The 21,766-nt window shown below is 36.3% G+C and carries 19 protein-coding genes and 1 tRNA gene; 8 read left to right on the top strand and 12 right to left on the bottom strand.

The genetic code is table 11. The features are described from left to right. Positions 1 to 228 precede the first annotated feature (228 nt). Together LX64_RS01660 and LX64_RS01655 are read right to left on the bottom strand one after the other, a co-directional pair. A complete protein-coding gene (locus LX64_RS01660; protein ID WP_111595862.1) occupies positions 229 to 1,791 on the bottom strand; it encodes an NAD(P)/FAD-dependent oxidoreductase in 1,563 nt (520 codons plus the stop codon). A 146-nt stretch (positions 1,792 to 1,937) separates the two neighbouring features. Beyond that, entirely contained in the window at positions 1,938 to 2,327 is a 390-nt protein-coding gene (locus tag LX64_RS01655; RefSeq protein ID WP_111595861.1) for a DUF3127 domain-containing protein, read from the bottom strand. A gap of 547 nt (positions 2,328 to 2,874) precedes the next feature. Here LX64_RS01655 and dnaA point away from each other — a divergent pair. Both dnaA and LX64_RS01645 read left to right on the top strand, forming a co-directional pair. After that, complete coding sequence (gene dnaA, locus LX64_RS01650; RefSeq protein WP_111595860.1) at positions 2,875 to 4,308, top strand: chromosomal replication initiator protein DnaA; 1,434 nt, start codon at positions 2,875 to 2,877, stop codon at positions 4,306 to 4,308. A 149-nt stretch (positions 4,309 to 4,457) separates the two neighbouring features. Continuing rightward, positions 4,458 to 4,546 (top strand) — tRNA-Ser (locus LX64_RS01645). A 50-nt stretch (positions 4,547 to 4,596) separates the two neighbouring features. Here the strand turns inward: LX64_RS01645 and LX64_RS01640 are convergent. From LX64_RS01640 to LX64_RS01620, 5 genes are all read right to left on the bottom strand, one after another. Further along, positions 4,597 to 5,508, bottom strand: a complete 912-nt coding sequence (locus LX64_RS01640; RefSeq protein ID WP_148707159.1) for a protein-glutamine glutaminase family protein — start codon at positions 5,506 to 5,508, stop codon at positions 4,597 to 4,599. Positions 5,509 to 5,664: 156 nt separating this feature from the next. Continuing rightward, positions 5,665 to 6,189 carry a hypothetical protein gene (locus LX64_RS01635; protein WP_111595858.1) on the bottom strand — a complete coding sequence of 175 codons (525 nt, stop codon included), beginning with the start codon at positions 6,187 to 6,189 and terminating at the stop codon, positions 5,665 to 5,667. 107 nt (positions 6,190 to 6,296) lie between these two features. Then, the gene (locus tag LX64_RS01630; RefSeq protein ID WP_111595857.1) at positions 6,297 to 6,806 is read right to left on the bottom strand and encodes a hypothetical protein; all 510 of its coding nucleotides are present in this window, start codon (positions 6,804 to 6,806) and stop codon (positions 6,297 to 6,299) included. A gap of 209 nt (positions 6,807 to 7,015) precedes the next feature. Next, positions 7,016 to 7,219, bottom strand: coding sequence for a helix-turn-helix transcriptional regulator (locus LX64_RS01625; RefSeq protein ID WP_111595856.1), 204 nt, complete (start codon positions 7,217 to 7,219; stop codon positions 7,016 to 7,018). Further along, positions 7,216 to 7,644: a hypothetical protein gene (locus tag LX64_RS01620; protein ID WP_148707158.1), complete on the bottom strand. Its 429-nt coding sequence runs from the start codon at positions 7,642 to 7,644 to the stop codon at positions 7,216 to 7,218. Before LX64_RS01620 ends, LX64_RS01625 begins: the two co-directional genes overlap by 4 nt. Before the next feature lie 223 nt (positions 7,645 to 7,867). On the opposite strand from LX64_RS01620, the gene LX64_RS01615 reads away from it, so the two are divergent. The 6 genes from LX64_RS01615 to LX64_RS01590 all read left to right on the top strand — a co-directional run bounded on the left by LX64_RS01615 (position 7,868) and on the right by LX64_RS01590 (position 13,149). Beyond that, a complete protein-coding gene (locus tag LX64_RS01615) occupies positions 7,868 to 8,422 on the top strand; it encodes a hypothetical protein (protein WP_111595854.1) in 555 nt (184 codons plus the stop codon). Positions 8,423 to 8,772: 350 nt separating this feature from the next. Further along, positions 8,773 to 9,246 (top strand): hypothetical protein, encoded by a 474-nt coding sequence (locus LX64_RS01610; RefSeq protein ID WP_111595853.1) that lies wholly within the window; start codon positions 8,773 to 8,775, stop codon positions 9,244 to 9,246. A gap of 1,485 nt (positions 9,247 to 10,731) precedes the next feature. Next, a complete protein-coding gene (locus LX64_RS01605; RefSeq protein WP_111595852.1) occupies positions 10,732 to 11,202 on the top strand; it encodes a MauE/DoxX family redox-associated membrane protein in 471 nt (156 codons plus the stop codon). 126 nt (positions 11,203 to 11,328) lie between these two features. Next, positions 11,329 to 11,697 carry a hypothetical protein gene (locus LX64_RS01600; RefSeq protein WP_111595851.1) on the top strand — a complete coding sequence of 123 codons (369 nt, stop codon included), beginning with the start codon at positions 11,329 to 11,331 and terminating at the stop codon, positions 11,695 to 11,697. Positions 11,698 to 11,752: 55 nt separating this feature from the next. Further along, positions 11,753 to 12,793, top strand: a complete 1,041-nt coding sequence (locus tag LX64_RS01595) for a hypothetical protein (RefSeq protein ID WP_111595850.1) — start codon at positions 11,753 to 11,755, stop codon at positions 12,791 to 12,793. An 11-nt stretch (positions 12,794 to 12,804) separates the two neighbouring features. After that, positions 12,805 to 13,149 carry a hypothetical protein gene (locus LX64_RS01590; protein WP_111595849.1) on the top strand — a complete coding sequence of 115 codons (345 nt, stop codon included), beginning with the start codon at positions 12,805 to 12,807 and terminating at the stop codon, positions 13,147 to 13,149. Here the strand turns inward: LX64_RS01590 and LX64_RS01585 are convergent. The 5 genes from LX64_RS01585 to LX64_RS01565 are packed head-to-tail and all read right to left on the bottom strand — an operon-like array spanning position 13,146 to position 20,948. Further along, positions 13,146 to 14,300: a TlpA disulfide reductase family protein gene (locus LX64_RS01585; RefSeq protein WP_111595848.1), complete on the bottom strand. Its 1,155-nt coding sequence runs from the start codon at positions 14,298 to 14,300 to the stop codon at positions 13,146 to 13,148. The two genes, LX64_RS01590 and LX64_RS01585, sit on opposite strands and share 4 nt — an antisense overlap. 10 nt (positions 14,301 to 14,310) lie before the next feature. Further along, the gene (locus tag LX64_RS01580; RefSeq protein ID WP_111595847.1) at positions 14,311 to 15,633 is read right to left on the bottom strand and encodes a TlpA family protein disulfide reductase; all 1,323 of its coding nucleotides are present in this window, start codon (positions 15,631 to 15,633) and stop codon (positions 14,311 to 14,313) included. 11 nt (positions 15,634 to 15,644) lie between these two features. Continuing rightward, positions 15,645 to 17,009 (bottom strand): RagB/SusD family nutrient uptake outer membrane protein, encoded by a 1,365-nt coding sequence (locus tag LX64_RS01575; RefSeq protein WP_111595846.1) that lies wholly within the window; start codon positions 17,007 to 17,009, stop codon positions 15,645 to 15,647. Positions 17,010 to 17,026: 17 nt separating this feature from the next. Next, on the bottom strand, positions 17,027 to 20,506 hold the full coding sequence (locus LX64_RS01570; RefSeq protein ID WP_111595845.1) for a SusC/RagA family TonB-linked outer membrane protein: 3,480 nt from the start codon (positions 20,504 to 20,506) through the stop codon (positions 17,027 to 17,029). 1 nt (position 20,507) lies between these two features. Further along, positions 20,508 to 20,948, bottom strand: a complete 441-nt coding sequence (locus LX64_RS01565; RefSeq protein ID WP_148707157.1) for an STN domain-containing protein — start codon at positions 20,946 to 20,948, stop codon at positions 20,508 to 20,510. Between the last annotated feature and the right edge of the window lie 818 nt (positions 20,949 to 21,766).

Below are 21,766 nucleotides of genomic sequence, written 5' to 3'. Positions count from 1 at the left end.
TTGGAGTGGTGCTGATTGATGCAAAACCTTTAGGAACGGAGGACCTAATGGTTTTGTGAACGTGGTTTATATGAGGTTGTGGTGAAGGAGGTTTGATTGGGGGGAGGGGATTGTATGAGATGTGGGTTGATTTGTATTATATAGATATCTACATGTTTTTTTTAGGGGCATGAGAAGGCTGCCTGGCTTTTTTCCAGGGGAGGTGATAAAACGAACAACTACAGGGTGTTATGGGTGTAGTTGTTCTAGGATGGCTACGGCTACGCGTTCGCCGTCCATGGCGGCGGAGACGATGCCGCCGGCGTAGCCAGCGCCTTCGCCACAGGGGTAGAGGCCTTTGATTTGGGGGTGTTGGAGGGTGGTGGAGTCGCGGGGGATTCTTACGGGGGAAGAGGTGCGCGATTCGGTGGCGACTAGGATGGCTTCGTTGGTGAAGTAGCCGCGCATTTTTTTGCCGAAGGCTTGGAAGGCTCCGGATAGGCGGGTGTGTACGGCGGCGGGGAGCACTTCTTTTAGGTTGGTGCTGCGCAGGCCGGGGATGTAGGAACAGCCAGGGAGGGTGTTCGATACTTTATTGTTGACGAAGTCGGCCATTCTTTGGGCGGGGGCTACGAATTTGCCGCCTCCGGCGTTGAAGGACTCTTTTTCTACGTGTTGTTGGTAGTACATGGCGCGGAGTTCACCGTGGTGTTGGAAGGGGGCGAAGTCTTCTTCGTCTACGGTTACGACCATGCCTGAGTTGGCGTATGGGTTGTTTCTTTTTGAGGGGCTCCAGCCATTTACGACTAGTTCGCCAGGGTCGGTGGCGGCGGGGGCGATGATACCGCCGGGACACATACAGAAAGAGAATACGCCGCGGCCGTTTACTTGTTCTACTAGGCTGTAGCTCGCGGGTGGTAAGTAATCGGGGCGGATGAGGCAGTGGAATTGAGCGCTGTCGATCAATGCTTGGGGGTGTTCTATACGAACGCCTAGGGCAAAGGGCTTGGCTTCAATTAATATGTTTTGTGCGTGTAATAATTTGAAGATGTCGCGGGCAGAGTGGCCGGTGGCTAATATGACGTGTTTGGCTTCGAATAGATCGCCGGTTGCCGTTTTTACACCTTCGATGGTGTTGTTTCGTATAGCCAGTGCCGTTACTTTCTGTTCGAAGTGCACTTCGCCGCCGCAGGCGATGATATGATCGCGCATGGCGGTGATGATGTGCGGTAACTTGTTGGTACCTATATGTGGATGGGCTTCGAAAAGGATGTTTTCTTCTGCGCCAAAATGTCGGAATAATTGGAGGATGCGGTTAATATCGCCGCGTTTGTTGGAGCGGGTATATAACTTACCGTCGGAATAGGTGCCGGCTCCGCCTTCGCCGAAGCAATAGTTGGAGTCGGGGTTTACTTCGCCGGTTTTGTTGAGGGCGGCGAGGTCGCGCCTGCGGGCGCGTACGTCTTTACCTCTTTCGAGTACAATGGGTTGGATACCTTGTTCAATGAGGCGGAGTGCTGCAAATAGTCCTGCTGGGCCTGCGCCTATCACGATAGCTTTAGGTGCATTCTTTGGTATTACATCAAATTCAAACTGGATGGATTCTCTTTCAACGAAAGGTTCGTTCACGTACACTTTGAGGGTGAGCATGAAGTAGATTTGCTTGGAGCGGGCGTCGATAGATCGTTTAATGATGTGGAAACCAGTGATATCACTGAGTTTGACGCCGAGTTCGGCAGCAGCTTGTTGTTGAATGCTGATTTGAGAAGCGGCCTGTAGGGGCTTAAGTTTGAGCGATATTTGTTGGATCATAATTGTAGCTGTTAGGTATTTATCCTAAAACGGGGTACAAATATACGTTAATCGCTGAAACTGGGGAAGTTAGTAAAAACAAGAAATCCCGGCATGGCCGGGATTTCATCATTTTCTCGTTGTAATATCTTAACTAATATAAAATATTAGAATGGTAAGTCGTCACCAGACTCTTGCTGAGTAGGGTTGTACACTTCTTGTGAACCACCGTAGTTCGGTTGAGCGTCGGCTCCTGGAGCGCCTTGCATCATGGATTCCATTCTCCACGCGTCCAAGTTGGTGATATAATTCACGCGGCCATCTTTTTCCCAACGTGTTCCTTTAATATTAAAATAAACTTTTACTGTCTCTCCCTCGTTAAATCTATCTACAATCGCAGTCCTGTCTTGAACGGCTTGAAATTTAATATAGTTGGTGATGATACGACCGTTGATGTCTTCAGACTTTTCTATAACAAATTCTCTTGTTTTAAAGGTTTCACTACGCTGCATGGTGTTGTACTTCACGATCAGCTTACCAGTAATTTCAAAGCTCATGACAAAAAATTATTTAAAAAATTCAGTTGCGCCAAAGATAAGTTTTCCCAGGAAAGAACCAACAATAACTTTTACACAACTTATTCTCAAAAATCAAATAACCTTTCATACATTTGCGTCCGCTTTCGAAAATGCGGGAAACATATTTTAATATGACATGCATTCATGGGTAGGTGAAAACAATAGGAACCAACCGCTGTATTTGGCATTTAATTTTAACCGGCAATAGTATTTTACCGACATTCTGTTTTTATTTAAATAAACGGGACAACAAGTTTTGAAATCAGTTGTTAATCATGCAACTACAAACAACAAAAAAAACGGTAGAATCTAGGAGGAACAAGGGTTTTAGGCGATCGACTAGAAGGCACAACAAAGGACAGACATATTGTAATTATCTGAAAAAAAACAAGGCCAGATAAATTTTTTTTTTCAACATTTTCTACAGATATTCGTCATCCTGTCTAAAAAATTTTTCAACATTCTTCGTTGAGAAGTTTGAATTCGAGAACACCCTAATTAATAAACGACAAATTATTTTTTCTAAATGAATAAAACTTGCGAACAAGTTTGGGATAGGTGTCTGAATATAATCAGGGATATAGTGGAATGGCAGCCGTTCAAGACATGGTTTGAACCTATTAAACCCATAAAGCTTGAAAACAATGTTTTAACGATTCAAGTCCCCAGTCAATTTTTTTACGAATACCTCGAGGAACATTATGTAGGTTTACTTGGTAAGACTATTAAACGTGAGTTAGGGAAAGAGGCCAGGTTGGAGTACAGGATTGTCGTTGAAAACAGTACCCCGCACCAGCATGCGAAAACCGTAAACATGCCTACGCAGTTTACCAAACCACAGAAAGAGAGCGAAGTAGATTTCCCGCTTACTATTCACAACCCAGTGAAGAACCCGTTTGTAATACCGGGTATTAAGCGTGTGCAAATTGATTCGCAATTAAATCATAATTACACCTTTGACTCGTACATCGAGGGTGATTGTAACCGTGTTGCCCGCAGGGCAGGGAAAACCGTGAGCGATAAGCCGGGCGGTACTTCCTTTAACCCGCTGGTAATTTACGGCGGCGTGGGATTAGGTAAAACGCACCTTGCACAAGCCATTGGCAACGAGGTGAAACGTCAAAACCCTAATAAAGCCGTATTGTACGTGAGTGCCGAGAAATTCATCAACCAATTTATCGATCACTCTAAAAACAATATTATTAACGACTTTATTCACTTCTATCAATTAATAGATGTATTAATCGTTGATGATATCCAATTCTTTGCCCGTGCAGAGAAATCACAAGATGCGTTCTTCGCCATCTTTAACCACTTACACCAATCGGGTAAGCAATTGATCTTAACGTCGGATAAACCGCCGAAAGATTTAGATGGCGTGCAAGAAAGGTTGTTAAGCCGCTTCCGTTGGGGTTTGAGTGCCGATATACAAGTACCCGACTTCGAAACACGTATGGAAATCTTAGAGATGAAGATGCGTAACGACGGGTTGGAGATGCCGAAAGAAGTAGTGAAATACGTAGCGTATAATATCCAAAGTAACGTACGTGAATTGGAAGGCGCTTTGATTTCATTATTAGCACAATCATCCTTAAACCGCAAGGAGATTGATTTAGACTTAGCAAAACGTGTATTGAAATCATTTGTGAAAACATCTTCTAAAGAGATTACGATTGATAGTATCCAGAAGATGGTATGCGAATATTTTGATGTGCCTTACGATAAATTATTACAGAAAACGCGTAAACGCGAGATCGTACAAGCCCGCCAGATAACGATGTACTTGGCGAAATCATTCACAAAGAACTCACTGAAAACAATCGGCGAACACTTTGGTGGTAGAGACCACACAACGGTGATTCACTCTTGCCAAACCGTAAAAGATTTAATGGATACGGATAACACATTTCGAGACAGCGTGATTGAATTACAACAGAAAGTGCAACTAGCAGCGATGTAATTTAATCAAATAAAAATATTGCAAAACGGCCTTGGTACTACATCCTAGGCCGTTTTTATTTTAATAAAGAAAAAATATTTTAAAAAAATCTCAAAAGACTTTTGGAGAATTAAAATCTTTACTTACTTTTGCAACCCCGACCGGGGAATGGTGAGGTGCCTGAGTGGCCGAAAGGAACGGTTTGCTAAACCGTCGTACGGGTTAAACTGTACCGAGGGTTCGAATCCCTCCCTCACCGCAAGAGAAACCGGAAGTATGAAAATGCTTCCGGTTTTTTGTTTGTATATCTTAATTGGACAATCTATTATACACTTCGCTCCAATATTTTTTCCGTTCGTTAAAAGCTGCTTCATACTTCTTCACCAATACAGCATGTTTATCTTTAAAAGATTGATCAATTGTATTGTTTGTAGTATTTGTAATAAATGCGATGACATTATTGATGTTCCCTAGTATCTTTTGAAAATCTTCTTTACTAAGCGTCGTTTTCTCATCAACATAGATCTTCATGGCAATATCATTCGTAGCAAGCCCATTTGGTATATTTTGTGTTCCCATACTATAATTCATAAAGTCGCCCGTCATCACATTCGGGAACCAAGCAGGTATATCTAATGTCCGGGGATTTGCATCATTTACATTGTTGTAAACCTTAAACCCGTTGAATGAATTGAACAAGTACCACTCCGAATCAATAAACGTATACATGGCTTCGGGGCAATTTAAAGCATTCAACCATTGCTTATAAGGTACTGGACCGGTTGACAATAACGAAGGATCAATTACAAGCGTATCGTTTTTATCGCTTATGATGATTGGAGCAACGTGATAAGTCCAGTTAACCGTATCAGTAATCTGTAAGGGATCTTTCACAAAAAGTTGTTTCTTCGATAAGAAAGTATACCGCGCGGGAGCAAAGCACCAAATCTTTTGCGTTTGAATACCCTTCTTTTGCAGTGCAGTTGACATGAAATGCGCACGGTTTTCGCAAGCACCATGAATATAGCGATATTCAAATTTCAAAGTATCTAAAAGATACCTATATGCCCCATCGATTTGAGCAGTAGTATAACGAGCGATAGGAGTATTTGTTGGATTACAACAGTTCAACAAATGATTTTCTTCGATAGGTAGATAGAATTGCCCTGTTACCTTCGACATCATAAGAAGGCAAGAGAAAAGCATCAGTAACTTTTTCATGTTTTTACGTTGTATTTTTTGGGATTATAATGTTGACGTTAAACCGGGGTATCACATCATCTCTTTAAATCTACAATAAATTCTTTCTTATTAATAAAAAACCCCAACATGCTATTACCACATGTTGGGGTTTTGTTTTTCCAGTATGCAATGATCCTATTCGATCACTGCTACTTGTAAGTTCATGTTCACCGCGAGGTGTTGTTGCCAAGGTTGAGGACAATTAATCGTAGTGGTTGGCTCGATTACATACATGACTGCTACCATGCAATTTTCTACACAATAGAAAACGGGTTTGCAGTTTGCATTGGCCCAATTCTGTGCAGCAATGCCAGATGGAGACGTGCGCCAAGCATTCCATTTATTCGTGATATCGGCCCATAATTGGGAATACGTTTTACCGTCGCAAATAATGGGGTCCCATGGTTCTACGGGGCCTACAGGGCCGGTTCCTGTGCCGGGTACGGTTTGATAGAAATCGTTGCCGTTGGCTACGATTTGGGAAGAACGGGCTGTGATAAGTTGGTTGTAACCAACTTCGTTTACAAATACATTGATAGTACGTACTGCTTTTTTAGTAGTAGTTGTTTTAGCAGTTTTAACGGGCGTATGTTTTACAGCATAGCTGCTTAATACTACGCATACTAACAAAGCTGAAAGCCAAGTTGCGATGTGTTTCATAAATGGGAATATTGAGGGTTTGTGAAAAATGTATTGCTCATGCTAAGTGCGCGGGTAATAGGGTTAACCGGGTTACTTGTACAATTGAATCCGGGTTTGAAAATATGTTAGGGAACTAATACGGCTTCTAATGATCCTCTTTTGGCTACCTCTCCATACCATTGCGCGATGTTACATTTCCAGTTAGTGGGTTCGATGGCGTACAAAACTGCTAGGCCACAATTGGCGAAACAAATCATGTAAGGTTGACAAGTTTGGTTAGCCCATTGTTGCGCAGCGGCGCCGGCTGCCGAGTTACGCCAATTGTTGTAGCGCGTTGAAATATCGGCCCATAATTGGGAGTGGGTCATACCATCACAAATAATAGGATCCCATGGTTCTACAGGACCAACAGGGCCGGTACCAGGAATGGTAACAAAGTAATTCTTGCTCACTTCTTGCACGGCAGATAGTTTGGCGCTTTTTAATTGTTCAATGCCAATAGCATCTACTTTAACGGTTACTTTACTTTCTGCGATAGTAAGCGTGGGTTTGTTCGTGTCGGCGCTGCGGAATGCGTAACTACTGAAAATAACGCATGCAAGTAGAGCAGCGCACCAGGTGGCGAAGTGCTTCATAATGGGAATGATTTAGGGTTGTTAAAAAATAAAATCGACATGCTCCCGGGAAAGCAAGACTGTTTAGTGCTCAGATTCAATTAAGTAATTCAAAAGTAGAATAGACACATGCAGTGATGTTGCAGTTGATGCATCGATTGACCTATCAATAAAAAAGACGTTCCACTAATAGTAGAACGTCTTTACAGGTTATATGCTTAATAAAGGTTTTACATATCGCCTTCTTCCAAGGAGAAGATTTCTTCCAAAGGCACTTCGAAAACCTTGGCTAATTTTAATGCGAGCACGGTAGAAGGTACGTACTTATTGGATTCAATGGTATTGATGGTTTGACGTGAAACGCCTACCAACTTAGCTACATCATCCTGCGTGAGATTTTTCTTTGCGCGCTGCACCTTTATCGTGTTTTTCATGCAGATACTCTTTTGTTGTTTCGATAAACGATAAAATTAAAACGGATGATAAAAATTACCAAAACGGTAAACATGTTATAGATCATCACGCTTAAGAAATCGAAGCCGTAAAATACGAATGCACATATGATTAACAAGGCATAATTGATGACGACGGCCCATTGTAAAGATTCTAGCCGAACAAGCGCGATGTACTCATCTTCGTTCTTCTCTTTCGAGAAAGAAATCATCATTAAAGAAACAATTAAACCGAGGAAAACAAATTCATCATCTAAGTACGGGCTGGCGAAATTCTTAAAACCGACATCAAACTTGATGAAGCCGGTATCAAAATGTTCAATATAGAAATAATAGAGTAAGAAAATGGGGAATAGCATTAAGCCAATTTTCTTGTACTTGTTGGGTAAAAGGAGTCGAGATTTCATATGGGATCAATTTTCAACCAAGTTAAGCATATTTTACTATTTGTCAAGTTTATTTTACTTTTAGTATAATATTTTTTACTTATTAAGGTATATTTTATTGATACATAGTGGGAATGTTTTATTCGTATAAAGAATAATTTATTTTTTTCTATATGAACCTTGGTAGGTGAATCCTGTTAAAATATCTTTACAGTGTTTACAAAGATCAAATCGAGCCGCACCTATGAGTCATGCTATTTTTTGTTACAAGTCCCTCGTGGGCAAACCCATCAAGGAAGAAGCGCTGCTATTGATCAAATTGCATTTGGAAACTTTGGGACATTGCGAGAAGAATGTGCCCATGCAGCACCGGATTGTGCGCGCCTTGGAAACGATTAACCCTTCCCTTGAAACTATTCAATTGAACCATGAAGCCATTGCTGTTCAGCAAAGCATTACGTTGGAGGAAGCGGAGTATTTGTACGATCATATCGATTTGAATACCCCACCCCATGAAACACCGGTGAGTTTATCCATTTTACACCATATGGTGAGTATCCGTGTAGGGAATTGGCCGAAGGGGGCTGCTTCGGATAAGCTAATTATCGATTTAGGGCGCTATATTAAGGCGATCCGGGAGGTGGCCGGGTATTTTGTGTACGACCCGCAATTAGACACCGTTTTCGACCCCGCAGAGAATAATTTCCAACGTTTAAAGCTATACATGGCAGAGGAAGACCCGCTAACCCGGTTGATAGATGCACCGAAGGATAAAAAGCCTTGGTATAAATTCTGGTAGCTTTTCTTCATACAGCACTTGCTTAACAACTTATTGGCTAGAAAATTTTGTGGGTTTTACGTGTTAAAACACGGGCAATCAATTGTTCTTGCTATTTCCTTTCGCTACATGCCAATTTGAAGATTCTCTTCTCAATAACATATGTTTAACATCTAGCGACCGCTTTTTTCATTTATTTACTAGACGATTTTCCTGCTTGAAAATCGATCAAGAAGTGATAAAATGGTTTGTAGCATTGCCCCATGTGCGCCCTGGAAAAACCGCGTTATAGTCGACGTATCCCATCAACCAACGTAAATGAAAAGTATGATTTCGTTACAACTGAAGACTAACCAACATAATTCACAACGATGATCTTTCTAATCAAAGGAGCAGGCTCCACTACACCATTCCTAAATGTGACACGTGTACCGGAACACTTCGAGAAACTGCTGATTGTTGGTCGAGCACGCACCGGTTATGTTAAGCACGGCGTAAACGAATGGTTTATGCAAGAATTTGATAAGCCACAATACACGGTGATTGTGACTTACTTTTTCATCAATGAATTTGTTACCCTTTTACCGAAGGTAACAACGCCTGTGCAAGCGCATATCTATGTTGAGGAAGGCCCCATTACATTATCTCAACGTCGTTGCAACAAAGCACTACACCTCGTAGAAAACGAGTACTACGAATTCCTCATCCCATGCAGTGGCACTGATATGCCGCTAGATGTAGGTACGTATTGTACCAAGCACATCGAGATTCCCCGTGGAAGTACGTTCACGCTCACACCACAAGAGGTGAAAAGCATTTTGCGTATTCACACGCCGCACGATTAATTTACAGTTGTGCTGTGATATTCTGCCTTGTTATGCGAATCATGTTCGTGTAACCAAGATGGTATTGTTATGGAAGAAAAAAGGGATTTAGACCGGGCTATTGAGTTGAATGTACAGTTGGCTTCGCTATTGCACATGTTTGCGGAACGGGAAAGGAGGCGGAAGCGATCGTGGTGGAGGAGATTTTGGGGGTAGGTTTCTTAATTGCTATGATTGTACGAATGATGGTTGACATATCAATTAGATGTTCATCACTATTTGCTACCCGCTTTGTGTACAATCCACACACTTGTTATCATTGCGATCGTCATTGTATATCAATGTGGTACTAAAAAATACTTTGGGCCACTGTGGCATGTATCAAAGGTTGTTTTTACAAAAACTTATACATCACCGCTATTACTGTTGTTGTTATGAGTGGCAAGTGTTAACACTGCGCCTTGTTATGATAACCACCATTTTTGTTCTACCTCCCCACTTTCCTGCCCAGCTGCCCGAAGGGGTAGCTGAGGTGGGTATAGTTGAGGTGTTGTTCGATTGTGTATATATGATTTTTCTTTTTTCTTTCAGCTTACCGGGATTATAGTATATGTAGATCAAGCGTTTCCCCGGGATTTTTTCAAGTTTAACCTGTTATATAAATTTCATGAGTAGTAAAAAGTACCCGTCACTCCTTAGCTTTTTCGTGACGGCAAATGAGGCCTAGTAAGGGCAACCACCATTATTTTTTATCTACCGGTATTAACCAGCCGGTTTCTCCGCCATTTCTGCATTCTCACAAATGGTTTTCGAATGGTTCTAATTCACTCATCACTAGGGAGCCGCTGACCGATTGGGTTGGCGGCTGGTGGTGGGGGTTGTGGAGCATCGAAAGGTGATAATCATGTCTATTTTGAAACGCTGAAAATCTGATACAGTGTACTTAGTTAATTTTAAACTAAATCACTTATCATGAGATCACATATTTTACTGTCTATTGTATCAATAATTTCTAGTAGTTTCGCTGTAAACCAAGAAAGTAACTTTGTAGCTGATTGTAGTACCTCACTTATCGTACCTACTGCCGACATCACTCCATATTCCAAAATAACTACACCATTAACACGATTTATCACAACCTACTCAACTGCAAGAATGAACATAGATAAAATTGCTCGCCCCCCAGTAAGTAATACGTTTATTGATCCAATTGGATGTGAAGGAATTGGACAATTTTGTTGTGCACGAGGTTCGCAAGTAAATATTCTCGGTGTCACGTATTTCCGAATTGAACAAGTGTTCCAGGAGCTTTAACCAACCGGTTTGAGTGATTATAAAAGCACGTTACATATTTAGTAATAAAATATTCAATGTTAACAAACAAATGCCGCTCAATTGCAGGGACACTTCTTAGTTTTGATCTGTAACACCAAGAAACATACTATATCGACAATTGAATACGCGGAAAAACCGAATGTTTATTAACTATTAAACCACGGATATATTATGAAGCCGACAAACCTGTTGAGTAAATTAAGTATGCCAATTTTCTTGAAGAAGATCAATTATAAAGAGATCATTATTGAGTTGATTGCTGCGATATTTATTGTATTGTGGTTTTATACTGGGATAACTAAAATAATGGATTTCGACGAAACAAAAGTGCAAATGTCTCGCTCTCCATTTATACATGACTTCTCAACATTTCTAGCATATACAGTACCTCCATTTGAAGTATTAGTGGGGATATTGTTCATCTTCAAAAAGACTAAGCACCTGGCCTTCTTAATTTCATTCATATTGATGTTTGCATTCACAGGTTACATATATCTCATGCTTACTTATGCATATGATTTGCCTTGTAGCTGTGGTGGGATTATCAATAAATTGAATTGGGAGCAACATTTATATTTAAATGCAGTATTGACAGTGCTAGCTACTTTGGGGTATTTTTTGACCGCTAAAAGAAAATCATAACTTCTTTATACGTTTTTTCCTTAATGGCCATAAGGCAGGGTTCTGTATTGATAACAATATAGGACAAACCACTCCCTGTAAGTTAAGTGGTACCACAATTAATTCATAACCTTAAAAAATTTTAAAATGAAACTTTTAAAATCTTTCTTCGCTGCAGCTATCGCAGTTTTAGCTATTTCTGCTACTGTAGCAGCTCATGCTGGTGCTTTTGAAGTTAAACGCGTAGCTGATTGCTATACTTTGTTAAACATTCCTTCTACTCCAGCTCCAACTGGCTACACCAACATTAATCCTAAATTGGAAGGTCAAGTTACAAACTGGACAGCTATCAATGCTCCAGTGGGCAAATTAGCAGTTCCTGTTGTTGATGCAACTCACCCGCTAATTGATTTAGAAGTAGAATGCTTTGGTACTGGTAAATTCTGCTGTGCTAAAGTAGAATTCGTTGCTGCTATTTCTCAATACAGAGTAACTCAAGTAGCTCAAAGATTATAATACAAAGTGCAGGTAGTGTAAACACTACCTGCATTCATTTTTTTAAAATATTAGAATGAAACAAAAAGTTATCACAATAATACTACTTGGGAGCACTTGTTCACTACTTTTAGCAATAATGCTACATTTTAGTAATTTGCCTAATAAAAAAAATAATGGATTTATAAGAATATTTTCTAAGAATGAGTTAAAAATTCAAAGTACTGAAATTATAACTAATGATATAAATAGGATTTGCGGTGTTTCAAAATCACAGTATTATTTTGCGGGAACAGATCCTAGGATTATTCTATCTTGTAACGACTCGCTGAAAAAATGGTCGTATTTGAGTGTCGCAAGAACTATAAGTCCAACATTTTATGCAACTAATTCTATTACTATTGATTCTCCATATATTTATCTATATAGTAATAACGAGAAAATTATATTAATAAATAAAATTGGCAACTCCACAGATAGTATAAATATTCAATCAACCATATTTACGAAATCATTACCACTTGATTCAAACCATTCCATAGTCAGGGCATTTGATCCAACTTATCAGAAACAAACGTTTCAATTAATAAATAATAAAACAGGGATAGTTGAAAAGGAAAATGAAATTATAAATCAGAATAATGATGGAGGTTTTTTAAGTGATGGAAATTTAATCTTTGATAAACAATCAAAATCATTCTTTTACATTACAAGCTACTTTAATAAAGTATATAAGTTTAATGAAAACTTAGAAATTCTAAACAAGTTCAACACAATAGATACAGTAGAAGGCAAAGATCTTGGATTAAGCATTGTAAATAAAAGCAATAGTAATGAACAGAAGATCGCACCAAGCAAAGCACGAATTGAAGTGAATAAACATGCTTCTTATAGTAATAATTTACTGTACGTGTATTCAGGATTAAGAGCAGATAACGAATCCCTTTCAATTTTTAATTCAAGAAACATTATTGATATTTATGAAGCGAATACTGGGAAATATTTGAATAGTATTGTAATTCCGAATTACAAAAATGAACGATTAAAACAATTTCTAGTAAATGAAAATAAACTTATAGCGCTATATAAAAATGCAATAATAGTTTTCACAATGTAAAATTAATTACAATGAAAATACAACTATATTTAATTGCTACCTTAGTTGGTATCACAATTCAAAATCAGAATGATGAAAAAATCCTCGAAGATTGCTATACACTGATACAAATACCAACTATACCACCACCAACTGGCTATTCAAATATCTCACAGACATTAGAATATGACATTACACATTTCCCATATGGGAGCCCAATCAATAAAATAGGGAATTTTACAAGTTCCTCTCAATATCCAATTCTAGATTCAGAATATTGTATTGGACAGGGAGTCTTTTGCTGTGCACAAAAAACATATATCCCAAGCATAAATGCATTTATTGTAACAACAGTATATCAAAAAGTCTATCTCTAAAGGTTGCTCTTTAAGTATCTTTCTATTTCCACAAAAGTAGCATCAGCTAGAATAATTTTGCCATTATTATCCACTAGATATGATGTGGGCAATTTATATATATTGAATAATTTAGCAATAGTACCCCTATTGCCTTGCAAGTCGGAAACATTCAGCCAAGGAAGCTTATCTTTAGTAATAGCATTCACCCAAGAAATATAATGATCATCTTGAGAAATGCCAACCACGTTAAATCCTTTATCTTTATATTTAAAATATAATTCCTTTAGTTCGGGCATAATCTCGCGACAGGGTGCACACCAAGATGCCCAGAAGTCAAGCATGGTAATTTTAGTTTTTCGTATTTCGACTCCTATATCAATGGCTCTTCTATTAACATCAAACGCAACAATTTCTGGCAAATAACCTGCGATAATTAAGCTATTCTTTTTCTTTATTTCAATAGCAGTTAACAATAAATCAAATTGTTCGCTCTCGCGTACTTGACCATTTAACAACCCTAAATAATTATCAATCGAATCAACTTTCATGATTGGAATCATCTTCAATAACAAAAATGCTGAAAAATAAGAACTCGGATTTTCTTTTATATACGATTTCCATGGAAGGAAACGCACATTCTCTAAAGAATCTACTGTTCTCATTGCGTTCAAGGAATTAGAAATTACTCTGGATGTGTCCGAACTTTTTGTGTCTCGCAAATATCGTAGTTCTCCTAGAATTTGATTTAAGTTCAAAATTGCATTTTTCAAAATACTCGCATTAGTATTATCTTTCTCCATAAATGTTGTAAGTTCATTATTCAGCTTATTCTCTTTTATAGTTGCGTTAGGCCAATGTTTAAGAGAAGCTTCAATAGTAAAACTTCCTCTCTCAGCAAAAACTATTAATTCGCGTTTACTAAATGAAGAATCAAGAAAAACATGCAAAAATGTACCATTTTTCTTTAAAAATACCTTTGTTTCAAATTTCCCGTTCTTCGTAACAGTAGTTCCAATTGTATCAACTGAAACTCCATTTTGACAAATATAAATTCTTGTTTCTGAGGGTAAATCTTCAATAATTCCTTTAATAGTTACTATATTTTTCTGTTGAGCAAAAGAATTTAACGATAAAAACAATAATGCTACTATAATGATATAATTTTTCATTTAAAAGTATTTATTTCATTTTTAAAACCACTGCCTTGATATTTCTTTTTTCAAAAAATATTCCTAAACCAAGTTTATTCAACTCCTGATTTAGATCAATATAATTTCCTATAGGATTTAGAAGAATTGAAAATCTTATATTATCGAATCCCGACTCATCTATAACTGAATAATTTGTATGAGTTTTTCTCTGCAATTCGCTAATTATAAAATTAATACAGCCCATATTACAATTGTTCATATAATACTTCCCTTCAGCCGTTTTCTCATAGATTGAAGCTCCGCTAGCATCTTTGATTATCTTTGAATCAATTCTCTTAATTATGAGACATGTATCAAAAAATTCCTCTCTGAAAGATTTTATATTAAAATATATATCCAAATCACTTTGTGCTTTATTGTACATAATTGAATCATAATCATTTGAACTATATTTTGAATAAAGCGAAGGTAATTTCAACTCATAACAATAAGTATTCAAATAATTCCATTTTGTTAAAGAATCTTCATTTTGAGGTGGATAAAATAAACTAGAATCCTTCTCTTCTTTTACAATAACCTTTACCATGTCATATTTAACATGAGACATTATACTACTATATAGACCAACTATTGTTTCATTATAAATAGATATCCCACTGATATTATTGCTTACTGAGTCCCAAATTGCCGCTACAGGAGATTGTGCAGTTAAAATTGATCTGGGTGTTATTATCGAATATGCTGGTAGACTTTTAAGTCTATTAGTGTAGGCTTCTTGTTCTATTAATCGTTTCTTATAGACAGAAAAACTGTTCTCATCAAATCTAAATGGAAAATCAACTATTTTATCCTCCAAATATTTGGCGATATTCCCTTCCGTTGTGCTAGTAGGGTCTGTTCCTGCTAAAAAACGTCCATCCTCATCTAACCAAACATGAAAAGGCACTGCTTTGTACGGAAAAAGTTTAGACAGAATAGTGTCATTAATTATCAATGGTAGTTTATTCTCTTTAATTATTCTTGATTTTTCAAATAAAGATTTTAGATCACTCTTTGAATCCTTTGTTACTAAAAATATTTTAACTCTATCTCCAAACTTTTCTTGAATCTTTTCCATTTTAGGAAATAAAGCAATACAAGAAGCACAATATCTATTCCAAAAATCAAAAATAATTAACTTCCCTTTTAAAGAATCAATGCTAATGTTTGTTTCTTTTCCGTCTTTTAACCTAATATTAAGATTAATATTAGGTACACTCTCTCCAATACTCATTTGCTTTAATTGGGAAAATGAGATATCAAAAAAGCCCAAAATAATACTAATTAAAAGTGCAATGAATTTAATCTTCATAATCAATATATTTACCAACCATTATTTTGTTTAATACCAGATTTACTTATAACATCATCCGGAATTGGAAAAACATACTTAAAAGATTTTGGTTGCAATAAATACTGAGAACCTCCAATATTTCTCAATAAAGTCTTAGCAATTGCTGGATCATTATTGAACCTTTTCAAGTCAAGCCACCTTCTCCCTCTAAGAATAAGTTCTTTTCGTCTTTCTAATAAAATTATTGGAAGCAATTCAGTTGAGCTAAGATTCAAATCGTATGGAATATATTTGTTGAGCTCAAAACGTTGAACTAACAATGAATTTAAAACTTCAACAGCATTCTTAGTCTTATTTAATCGACATAATGCTTCACTTTTAACTAAATAAACTTCATCTAAAGCAATCCCGTAAAATGGTATATTTCTGCTATTTGAATAGGCCCCTTTATAAATTATCCTAGTAATAGTTGAATCAAAATAAACAGACTTTCGTAGGTCCCCTTTCTTATAAGTAGAGTACAAAAATGTGTCAATGTTACAACCTATACTTAATAATGGATAACGCGCACCTGTTGTATGAAGAATGACCTCATCGTTAAATCTGCCCAAATTTTTTATCCCCGCTACCACATCATTAAAATTAATTAGTCTAAACTTGGCATTAAATACTGAATCGCAATAAATACTTGCCTTTTCATATTCACCTATACTTAGATTTATAATTGCTAATAGTGCAAAAGCTGAGACCTTCGAAGCTCTAATTTTATATTCTCCGTATTCGGGGAGCAACTTTGTTGCCGTTTCTAAATCTTTAATTATTTGATCATAAACTTCCGAATTTATCGCTCTTGATGATGATACCGAAATATCAGGATCAAGTCGCAAAGGGACACCCATGTCCAATGAGTTTCTTTGTGATGAAACGTACAAGGGTGCATAAATTTGTGACAATTCAAAATATAGTCTAGCCCTATGAAATAATGCATTTCCAAGTATGCTGTTTTTTCTAATTGCATCAGAAGCATTTCTGAGAATAACTTTCTCAATTCCATCAATCACTACATTACACTTAAGGACACCACTATAAGATGAGTTCCAATCAGCAATTTCAATATTCGGATAATCCTTAGACCATGTATACGCATTTCTTTCTTGATTTGTTATACCTGCTGCCCAAATTGTTTCACTAGTAAAATGATCATCAGAAGCGATCTCACCAATTCCAAGTGGACTTAAATAAGTTCTATTTTCATCTAATAATGCTTCAAAATCTGTTAAGGTGCTAGGTGTAGACATTGAGCCATCTGGCTTTTGATCAAGCCAATCTTTTGAACAACTAGACAATACTAGATATGAAATCATAATCAAGAAAAAGGAAAATATTCTTTTCATATGAAAATTTTTATCAATTAAAAATTAAGGTTTACCCCAAGACTATATGATCTAGAAGGAGGTATGGAAGAAATGTTGGGATACTCTGGATCTAATTTTCTTTTATTTGCTTTCCATAATAGGCCCACATTGTTTACGTTAACAAATAATGATAGTGAGTTAACTTGTAAACGCTGTAATAATTGAGGATTTAGATTATATTGTAATTTTATATCTTGAAGTCTGATATAATCTCCTTTTTCTATTAACACGTTTGATTTTAAGTATGCGTAGTCACGGCTAGGGTCATCAAAATTAGATGGAATACTAGGAATTTTCGTAGTTAATTCATCTCCTTTCTTCTTCCATCGATTTAAATAATCATTATGTCCCCCCCAAGAGAAAAATAATTCATTATAATTGATGGAGCCAGCTCTAAAAAAATAGGAAAACTTATATGTTAAATTTAATGATAGACTAAGTCCGTTTGAGAATTCTATGGTATTCATTAAAGATCCAAAATATTTAGGTATAGTAGCTCCACCATAAACTAAATCACTTTCCTTTGCATTTATATATTTATCATAAGAGTCAATCTTTCCATCAATAAAAATCTGTGGATCTCCACTTTCATTTAAATTGGCGTATTTAAGACTATAAATTCTATCTAAGGGTTTATTTATAACTGGTTGGTTATTATCAATATAATCAAAAACTGTTTTAGGTTGTTGTTCATAGGAAGTAACTTTATTTGAGTTTATACTAAATAAAAGATTAGTATAAAAGTTTACTTTATCTGATTTGATATTAATTGTGTTTAATATAATGTCAAATCCGTGCCCCTTCATTGTTGCATTGTTCCCTAAATATTGCGTCACGCCTACAGTAGGATCTGTAGTAATAAAACTTATTAAATCTTTGGAATTTTTATTGTAGTATTCTAAGGAGCCTGAAATTCTATTCTTAAAAATAGAAAAATCAACCCCTATGTTTAGCATACCAACCTTTTCCCATCTCAATGATGGATTAGGAGGATTATTTAATGTAGCAGAAATTATATTTAAATCTGAGTTAATACCATATTTTATGGTAACCAAAGAGGAAGCAACATTATTTGTATTCCCGCTATACCCATAAGTTGTTCGCAATTTTAATAAATTAAAAAAATCAGACGATTTAATAAGTGGGGAATTTAATAAATCAAAATTTGCTCCGAAAGACCATAATGGTAATTGTTTTTGATTAGTTTTTACACCAAAAAAATTAGACTGATCTAAACGGCCACTTCCTGTTAATGTTAAATAATTATTATAAGTATAATTAAATGCAAAAAAATAGCTTCTAAATCGATTAATATTTTTTATTATGAACTCATCGTAAGTTATTTTACTATAAATATTAAGAGGTCGAACAGGGTAGTCATTTATATAATCAACAGGAAGAGATGTATTAGTTTCAAAATTTACACCGTATTTTTTATCAGTTAGAATATTATTTTTATTTTCCCTTACTTCGTAACCTAAAATAGAGTTAAGAAAGTGTTTTTTAATTTTTTTTGTAAAATTCAATTGGGCTCTAATATTATTTGAAGTTTGGCTTCCTGAGGTACTGTTGATTATTCCTCCCATAGGTATTGGGTAAGAGACATTATTAAACATATCAACATTCATATACTTGTTAATTAGATCTCGAGCATAATAGGAACTCTCATAGTAAACTTGATCCAATTCATTTACTTGATTCTGATACTGATATTTCACATCTATATTAAGCTCTTCTAAAATTTTATATGTTACCCCAATTGCAATTCTTAAATCTTTTTGTGAAACTATGTTTTTACTATTATTAACTTCATCTAATGGAACGTAATGCCAATCCAAAAGCTTGGGATATGTAGCACTATCAATATAGTTTGAGTTGAATTGATAAGGTATTGCAATATTATTCCCATTCTTTTTCAATTGGGTGTATGGTGTTACATTGTGACCAATGGGAATTAAATTAGAATAAGATGCACCTCTAGAATTCTGCTGCGTATTTCCGTAAGAAATGGTCGAAGACACACTAAACTTCTTCAATTCAAATTGATTTTCGATTAATGCTGTATATCGTGTCAAATTATTGCCAATAGCACTAAAGTTATTCTTATCATATCCTAAGGATACATAATATCTATTTAGGTCAGTTGAACCTGCAATATTTATATTATACTGTTGATTTATTCCATTTCTTACCATGTATTTCTTTAAATCAGATATTATACTTCCGTTTTGAAGATCTCCCAACATTTTTTCAGCCTCAACTTTAGATATCTCGCCATTTCTTGCTTTATTCATTATATTTACTCCATCTGAAATTACTGGGTAGCTAAAGGTATTACTCAATATATTATCATAATACCCCATATCAAACATTTGTTTTTCAAAACTAATATAGTCCGATGTTCCTATAGCGTTTATATAGCCAAAATTGGGCTTTTCAGAAAAAGTGCTATTTGCAGTAAAGCTCACTTTGGGTTTCCTCCCACTGATTCCTTTCTTGGTAGTAATTACTATTACGCCATTCCCTGCACGCACTCCCCATATAGAAGCAGCTGCTGCATCTTTCAATACAGTTACAGATTCAATATCATTTGGATTAATACTATTTATAGATCCGTCATATGGAAAGTTGTCAACAACAATTAATGGATCTTTATTTGCATTAATTGTGCTTACACCTCTAACTGAGATAATGTTTCCTGACTTCTCCGGAGTATAATTTAAACTACTAGTTACATATAATAACCTATCAATAATATTAGTTGATGGCGTTCTATTGAGGGTCTTATTATTCACTTTATAGTATGAACCTGAAGCCTGTACTTTATTAATTTTAGTATATCCATCGGAATAAACTTCAACTTCCTTTATTTCTGTTACACTGGGCTCTAGAACAGCAAAAATTATCTTACTATCTTTTGCTAAAAAGTATTGCGGTATATAGCCTATCAAGGACACAACTATATTAGAGTTTTGTGGAACTTTTTCTAAAGCAAACGTACCATCTTGCTTAGAAATTGTACCAATAGCAAATCCTTTTATAGATATAGACACCCCTTCCAATGGTGTCCCTTTGTTATCTTTTATTTGGCCCGTTAATGTGATTAAAGTATCTACGAAAATATTATTAGAACCCCAAGCTGTACCTGCTGCCCTTTCTCTCTCAAATATCAAAATCTGGTCCCCTGCATACTTATACCCCAAACCATGCGGATATAACAAGGTTTGTAATACTTTATCCAATCGTTCGTTCTTAAAATCTACGGTCACTTTCTGGTTGCGATTCACCTGGGTGTGACTGTAAAAGAACGTATACTTCGATTGCTTCTCGATAAGGGATAAGGCGCTTTTAAGCGTTACTTCCGATTTGGGGATATTGATTAATACTTCGCTACGGTTCGCCTGTGCTTGTATGAAAATGACGCTCAGGATGTAAATACTAAAAACCGTGAATAGCTTCAGGGACAGTCTACGCATTCTACATGATTTTGGTGATTACTAATTTGTTGTTGTCATCGCAAGCAGCTAAGTCAATACCTGCTGCTTCATGGGTGCCAAAACTTTGGAGAAATGTGCGCTCCTTCGTAATAGGTCTTAATACTATCTCCTTGTCCATGTAGGACCAAGTGACGCCTTTTTCATGTAGCAATCTCCTCAATACAATATCCAGCTTTTCATTACTACACGAGAACCGTATTATTTCGTCTACGTTCACCAACCGGTTGTTGTAAAAAAACGTCATACCGGTTTGTTGTTCTATGTCATGGAAGAGTGTTTTCAAAGTCACTTTGCATGCGGGGATGTTTACCATGATTTCACCCTGCCTATTATTACTGTTTACTTGGGCAAAAACAGTCGACATCAGCGTAAATGAGATAACAAGAACACTTACGAGTATCAACTTGATAGCTGGATTCATGTTTCGTATACATTGTTTGGGTTGATGAAATGGTTCATTCTCTTGTAGAATGAAAGTTCGTTTTTGGGGCTTCAACATGGCGAAAGTGGAAATTAATTGCTAACAAATAGCCAGTTTAATATTCAGTTACTAGTTAAATATGCTTGCATTCTGAGAATATAATAATCAAGTTGGCCGGGAAGTGTTATTTGTCGTATCAAACGTCCAGCACTCCCGTTTTACACCCTTATTTGTTATTTGTTTGTTAATACAAACTTTTCTATCATATGAGCGTAAATGACAATTACATTCTACACTTCTAACAACATCATGTATGCTGGTGCTGTATTATTTTTTAATAATTTTTGTGTTAACAAAGTGAGAAAATATTGTTTTGAAGAAAGACGTGTATGTATGGTAATTTTTAACCGAAAGGATTGATTTTGCAGAAGATAAGCGTGTGGGAATTGATACGAAAATTTGCAAAATGAAAATGAAAAATTTTTCCTGTTGCTGTAAAAAATTATCATTTTTTTCAAGTCGCAATTTTTATTCTTTTTCAAAATATAAGGGTATTTATACCCTCATTTTAGCAGCATCACAATAGTTGCTGCTTCTCCACTTAAAACCGTAGGCCTATCTTTTACGTTAATATGACTGAAAAAGCTATTTTTTAATAATAAGGATCAGCTATTTTCTAATAACATCAAGGGCTTATCGTTCTACCAGTAAGAATATGCGGTATTTCTAGGCACAACAGTATCCATATTCCGAATAATACCTTGCAACCAAGGTCTAATCAACTATCTGTATGACTGCAAAACATGATAGTTATGAGT

Origin of the sequence: Chitinophaga skermanii (genome assembly GCF_003259335.1) — a bacterium.
Lineage (GTDB): Bacteria > Bacteroidota > Bacteroidia > Chitinophagales > Chitinophagaceae > Chitinophaga > Chitinophaga skermanii.
The sequence above is the reverse complement of the archived record's forward strand: the minus strand, read 5'-3'. Positions and strand labels throughout refer to the sequence as shown.

What these genes read in the sequence shown, in the direction of transcription:
- LX64_RS01600 (WP_111595851.1), top strand. Translation starts at nt 11,329, where the DNA reads ATGAAACTTTTAAAATCTTTCTTCGCTGCAGCTATCGCAGTTTTAGCT.
- LX64_RS01565 (WP_148707157.1), bottom strand. Translation starts at nt 20,948, where the DNA reads ATGAATCCAGCTATCAAGTTGATACTCGTAAGTGTTCTTGTTATCTCA.
- LX64_RS01570 (WP_111595845.1), bottom strand. Translation starts at nt 20,506, where the DNA reads ATGCGTAGACTGTCCCTGAAGCTATTCACGGTTTTTAGTATTTACATC.
- LX64_RS01580 (WP_111595847.1), bottom strand. Translation starts at nt 15,633, where the DNA reads ATGAAGATTAAATTCATTGCACTTTTAATTAGTATTATTTTGGGCTTT.
- LX64_RS01620 (WP_148707158.1), bottom strand. Translation starts at nt 7,644, where the DNA reads ATGAAATCTCGACTCCTTTTACCCAACAAGTACAAGAAAATTGGCTTA.
- LX64_RS01585 (WP_111595848.1), bottom strand. Translation starts at nt 14,300, where the DNA reads ATGAAAAATTATATCATTATAGTAGCATTATTGTTTTTATCGTTAAAT.
- LX64_RS01590 (WP_111595849.1), top strand. Translation starts at nt 12,805, where the DNA reads ATGAAAATACAACTATATTTAATTGCTACCTTAGTTGGTATCACAATT.
- LX64_RS01575 (WP_111595846.1), bottom strand. Translation starts at nt 17,009, where the DNA reads ATGAAAAGAATATTTTCCTTTTTCTTGATTATGATTTCATATCTAGTA.
- LX64_RS01595 (WP_111595850.1), top strand. Translation starts at nt 11,753, where the DNA reads ATGAAACAAAAAGTTATCACAATAATACTACTTGGGAGCACTTGTTCA.
- LX64_RS01605 (WP_111595852.1), top strand. Translation starts at nt 10,732, where the DNA reads ATGAAGCCGACAAACCTGTTGAGTAAATTAAGTATGCCAATTTTCTTG.
- LX64_RS01635 (WP_111595858.1), bottom strand. Translation starts at nt 6,189, where the DNA reads ATGAAACACATCGCAACTTGGCTTTCAGCTTTGTTAGTATGCGTAGTA.
- LX64_RS01655 (WP_111595861.1), bottom strand. Translation starts at nt 2,327, where the DNA reads ATGAGCTTTGAAATTACTGGTAAGCTGATCGTGAAGTACAACACCATG.
- LX64_RS01640 (WP_148707159.1), bottom strand. Translation starts at nt 5,508, where the DNA reads ATGAAAAAGTTACTGATGCTTTTCTCTTGCCTTCTTATGATGTCGAAG.
- LX64_RS01625 (WP_111595856.1), bottom strand. Translation starts at nt 7,219, where the DNA reads ATGAAAAACACGATAAAGGTGCAGCGCGCAAAGAAAAATCTCACGCAG.
- LX64_RS01630 (WP_111595857.1), bottom strand. Translation starts at nt 6,806, where the DNA reads ATGAAGCACTTCGCCACCTGGTGCGCTGCTCTACTTGCATGCGTTATT.
- LX64_RS01615 (WP_111595854.1), top strand. Translation starts at nt 7,868, where the DNA reads ATGAGTCATGCTATTTTTTGTTACAAGTCCCTCGTGGGCAAACCCATC.
- LX64_RS01660 (WP_111595862.1), bottom strand. Translation starts at nt 1,791, where the DNA reads ATGATCCAACAAATATCGCTCAAACTTAAGCCCCTACAGGCCGCTTCT.
- dnaA (WP_111595860.1), top strand. Translation starts at nt 2,875, where the DNA reads ATGAATAAAACTTGCGAACAAGTTTGGGATAGGTGTCTGAATATAATC.
- LX64_RS01610 (WP_111595853.1), top strand. Translation starts at nt 8,773, where the DNA reads ATGATCTTTCTAATCAAAGGAGCAGGCTCCACTACACCATTCCTAAAT.